General features: G+C 73.2%; 2 protein-coding genes and 1 pseudogene. 1 reads left to right on the top strand and 2 read right to left on the bottom strand.

Going from position 1 to position 3,949, the window contains the following annotated elements; all coding sequences use genetic code 11:
* Positions 1-948 (top strand): annotated as a pseudogene (locus tag NFU81_RS40680) (hypothetical protein); the annotation flags it as partial.
* 45 nt (positions 949-993) lie between these two features.
* On the opposite strand, the gene NFU81_RS40675 reads toward NFU81_RS40680, so the two are convergent.
* Together NFU81_RS40675 and NFU81_RS40670 are read right to left on the bottom strand one after the other, a co-directional pair.
* Positions 994-2,280: a geranylgeranyl reductase family protein gene (locus NFU81_RS40675; protein WP_251502346.1), complete on the bottom strand. Its 1,287-nt coding sequence runs from the start codon at positions 2,278-2,280 to the stop codon at positions 994-996.
* 118 nt (positions 2,281-2,398) lie between these two features.
* Positions 2,399-3,949: hypothetical protein (locus tag NFU81_RS40670; RefSeq protein WP_251502345.1), on the bottom strand; the 1,551-nt coding region annotated here is incomplete at its 5' end.

The following is a 3,949-nucleotide window of genomic DNA, read 5'->3' as shown; positions in this document are numbered from 1 at the left end:
GTGCAGAGGCCGTCCCAGCCGCCCGCAGCGCAGCCGCCCGCCCAGCCGGCGACGCAGCCCGCGGCCCAGAGCCCGACGCCGCCCGCGCCGTCCGGCCCTGCGGTGCACCCGCCGACGCAGCCCTCCGTGCAGCCCGCGGCGCCGCAGCCGCAGGTCCAGCCGGTGCAGCCGGCGTACATGCAGCAGCCGCCGGCCCAGCACCAGCAGCCCGCGCCCCATCAACAGCCCGCCCAGCACCCGGCGTACGGGTACCCGCAGCAACAGCAGCAGCACTCCTACGCCGCCCCGCAGCCCCCGCCCGGCCCGCAGCAGCCCAAGCGCAAGACCAAGCGCAACGTCCTGCTGGCCACGCTGGCGGCCCTGGTCGTGATCGCCGGCGCGGTGGGCGCCACGCTGGCGCTGACCGGCGGCAAGGACGGGAAGGACGACGTGGGCAAGTCCGGCCCGTCGGTGTCCACGTCGACGACGGCGGCACCGGTCGACAATCCGACCGACGGCCCCACCGCCGACACGCCCACGACGCCGGCCCCCACCACCAGCGCTCCCCCGCCTTCACCCGAGTCCCACCCGGGCATCCAGCTGGCCGACGGCTACCACGTGGTGATCGGCGACCCCGATCTCAAGCCGACCGAGGGCCTCGACGAGGACATGTACTACTACTGCAGCTCCATGGCGAGCGAGTGCCACTTCGGCGCGGACGTGACCAAGTTCGTGCTGCTCGACCAGGGCGAGAAGGGCTCGCTGGACACCTGCCTGAAGGACACCCGCTACACCCGGGAGATCGAGGTGGCCCGCCTGTCGGCCGGTTCGCAGTTCTGCGCCACCACCGACAGCACGGTCGCCCTGATCACCTTCCAGCACGCCTCGAAGAGCACCGAGGCCAGCACCTACGCCGTCATCGACGTCACCGTCTGGCGCAACGCCATCCCGCCCACCGACGACCAGTGACCGCAGCGGCCGGGGGGACCGTCGTGCCCCCCGGCCCGCAGCGGCTCAGGCGCGGGGAGTGATCTTGGTCAGGCCGTTGATCACACGGTCCATCGCGTCACCGCCGGTCGGGTCGGTGAGGTTGGCCAGGAGCTTGAGGGCGAAGCGCATCAGCATCGGGTGCGTCAGGCCGCGTTCGGTGCACAGCTGGAGCACCTTCGGGTTGCCGATCAGCTTCACGAAGGCGCGGCCGAGCGTGTAGTAGCCGCCGTAGGTGTCCTTGAGGACCTTCGGGTAGCGCTGCAGGGCCAGTTCGCGCTGCGCCGGGGTGGCGCGGGCGTGGGCCTGGACAATGACGTCGGCGGCGAGCTGGCCGGATTCCATCGCATAGGCGATGCCCTCGCCGTTGAACGGGTTGACCAGCCCGCCCGCGTCGCCGACCAGCAGCAGTCCGCGGGTGTAGTGCGGTTGGCGGTTGAAGGCCATCGGCAGGGCGGCGCCGCGGATCGGCTGCGTCATGTTCTCCGGGGTGTAGCCCCAGTCCTCCGGCATGCCGGCGACCCACGCCTTGAGCACCTCGCGCCAGTCCAGCTCGCGGAAGGACGCCGAGGAGTTGAGGATGCCCAGGCCCACGTTGGACGTACCGTCGCCGAGGCCGAAGATCCAGCCGTAGCCGGGCAGTTGGCGTGCCTGGGGGCCGCGCCGGTCCCACAGTTCGAGCCAGGACTCCAGGTAGTCGTCGTCGTGCCGCGGCGAGGTGAAGTACGTCCGCACCGCGACGCCCATCGGGCGGTCCTCGCGCCGGTGCAGGCCCATCGCGAGCGACAGCCGGGTGGAGTTGCCGTCGGCGGCGACGACCAGCGGGGCGTGGAAGACCACCGGGGTCTTCTCCTCGCCGAGTTTGGCCTGCACGCCGGTGATCCGGCCGGTGCGCTCGTCGGTGATCGGGGCGCCGACGTTGCACCGCTCGTACAGCCGGGCGCCCGCCTTGACCGCCTGCTGCGCGAGCAGGTCGTCGAAGTCCTCGCGCTTGCGCACCAGTCCGTAGTTCGGGTACGCGGCCAGCTCCGGCCAGTCCATCTCCAGGCGCAGCCCGCCGCTGATGATGCGCAGGCCCTTGTTGCGCAGCCAGCCCGCCTCCTCCGAGATGTCGATACCCATCGACACCAGCTGCTTGGTGGCCCGGGGCGTCAGCCCGTCCCCGCAGACCTTCTCGCGCGGGAAGGCGGTCTTCTCCAGCAGCAGGACGTCGAGACCCGCCTTCGCCAGGTAGTACGCGGTCGTCGAACCGGCGGGGCCCGCGCCGACGACGATGACGTCGGCGGTGCGCTCGGACAGGGCGGTGTCGGGCACGGTGGCACTCCCGTTCGGGGCGAGGACGGCTATGCGGCACCCGGGCCGCGGCCCGGGCTGCTCCCTGAGTCTATGAGCAGCCCGGGCCTCGCGACTCGGGTGGGGCGGCCCGCGCGTCCTACTGGTGGCGGCCGCCGCCCTCGTCACGGCGGGTGCTGTCGTCCTTGCTCAGCCGGTCCGGCTGGACGATGCCGAGGTCGTGGACCTCCTCGGGCGCCGACTGCTGCGGCTGCGGGGACTGTTGCCGCTGCTGCTGCGGGACGTAGGGGAAGGGCGGCGGGGCGTACGGCGAAGGACGTGCCGCCGCGTCGCCGGCCGGGGCCGGCGCCATGCCGAGGACACGGCGGACGTACGGCGCCGCCAGGACGCCGCCGACGGACCACAGCAGGGCGAAGAGCAGCGACTCCGGCATGGCCGAGCCGACTTTGGACCCGGCCGGGCCGAGGGCGCCGCCGACGACGGTCGCCACGCCCGTACCGCCGCTCGCGATGCCGCCGATCGAGACCAGCACGGTGAACATCACCGTGAACACGCCCGCCACGGCGAACTGTTCCGCCCGGTCGCGGGCGCGGGCGCTCGCCAGCAGGCCGATGGCCAGCGCGCACACGACCCCGCCGAGGACGGCGAGCACGGTGGCCCAGCCGTTCCAGATGTGGCTCAGCTCGGAGAGTCCGAAGGAGACGTCGTACGCGTGGCTGCCCGTGCCTGTCTCCTTCGCCCGCAGGGGCGCGCCCCAGCCCAGCGCGAGCCCGGAGAGCCCCAGGTTGGGCAACACGGTTCCGAACATGACCAGGGTGTCGCCGGTGACGCCGTTGTCCACGTTGGCCAGCGCGATCACGAAGACGACGACGCCGGCGAACAGCACCGTCACCACCAGCGCCGTCGTCGCGGCGCCGACCACCCGCGCGGCGGCGGCGAAACGCGCCCGCAGCGCGGGGCCGTTGAGCACCACCATCGCGGTCACCAGGCTGATCAGGAACGACCACAGCAGCACCCGGAACGGTCCGCTGTGCAGCGTCACGCCCTCGATGCTGGGCTGCGCGACGAAGGCCAGCACGGTCGCGGCCGCCGCGCTGAGCAGCGCGACCCGGACCGCCGCCTCGGGTCCCGTCCCGCCCGGACGCCGGCGCACCGAGCGCAGCACCAGGACCAGGGCGACGATCCACAGCAGCGTGAAGGTCAGCGGGACGACCGACAGCGACGCCGAGCCCGCGCCGGAGCCGCACATGTCGCCGCTGTAGTCCGAGCCGGAGTCGTAGTCCGTGCCGTAGTCGTCGTCGCTGTAGCCGTCGTCGTCGTAGTAGTCGGAGCAGTCGGAGTCGTTCGAGCCGATCAACCGGTTGACGTCGTCCTTGCCGACGCTGACATGCCCGCCGAGGCCCTGGACGGCCAGTGTCAGGGCGAGCCGGCTGCGCTTGAACCAGCCGATCGCCGAGCCCCTGAAGGCGTGCTGCGACCAGGAGCCGAGAGCGCCGGACACCACCAGCAGCACCAGCGCGGGCACCAGCGCCGCCAGCACGGCGCCGTCCCAGCGCCCGGCGAGGACCCGGCGCAGGAACAGCCCGGCGGGCGACGGCTGCGCCGGCTGCGGCGGCCCCTGGGGCGGCGGCGCGGCCGGGTAGCTCGCGGTGGGCGCGTACGCCGGCGGCGGGGCCGCGTACGTCGGGGT

This window comes from Actinacidiphila cocklensis (assembly GCF_907177275.1).
In the GTDB taxonomy this organism is placed as follows: Bacteria; Actinomycetota; Actinomycetes; order Streptomycetales; family Streptomycetaceae; genus Actinacidiphila; species Actinacidiphila cocklensis.
This window is presented reverse-complemented; position numbering and strand designations above follow the sequence as displayed.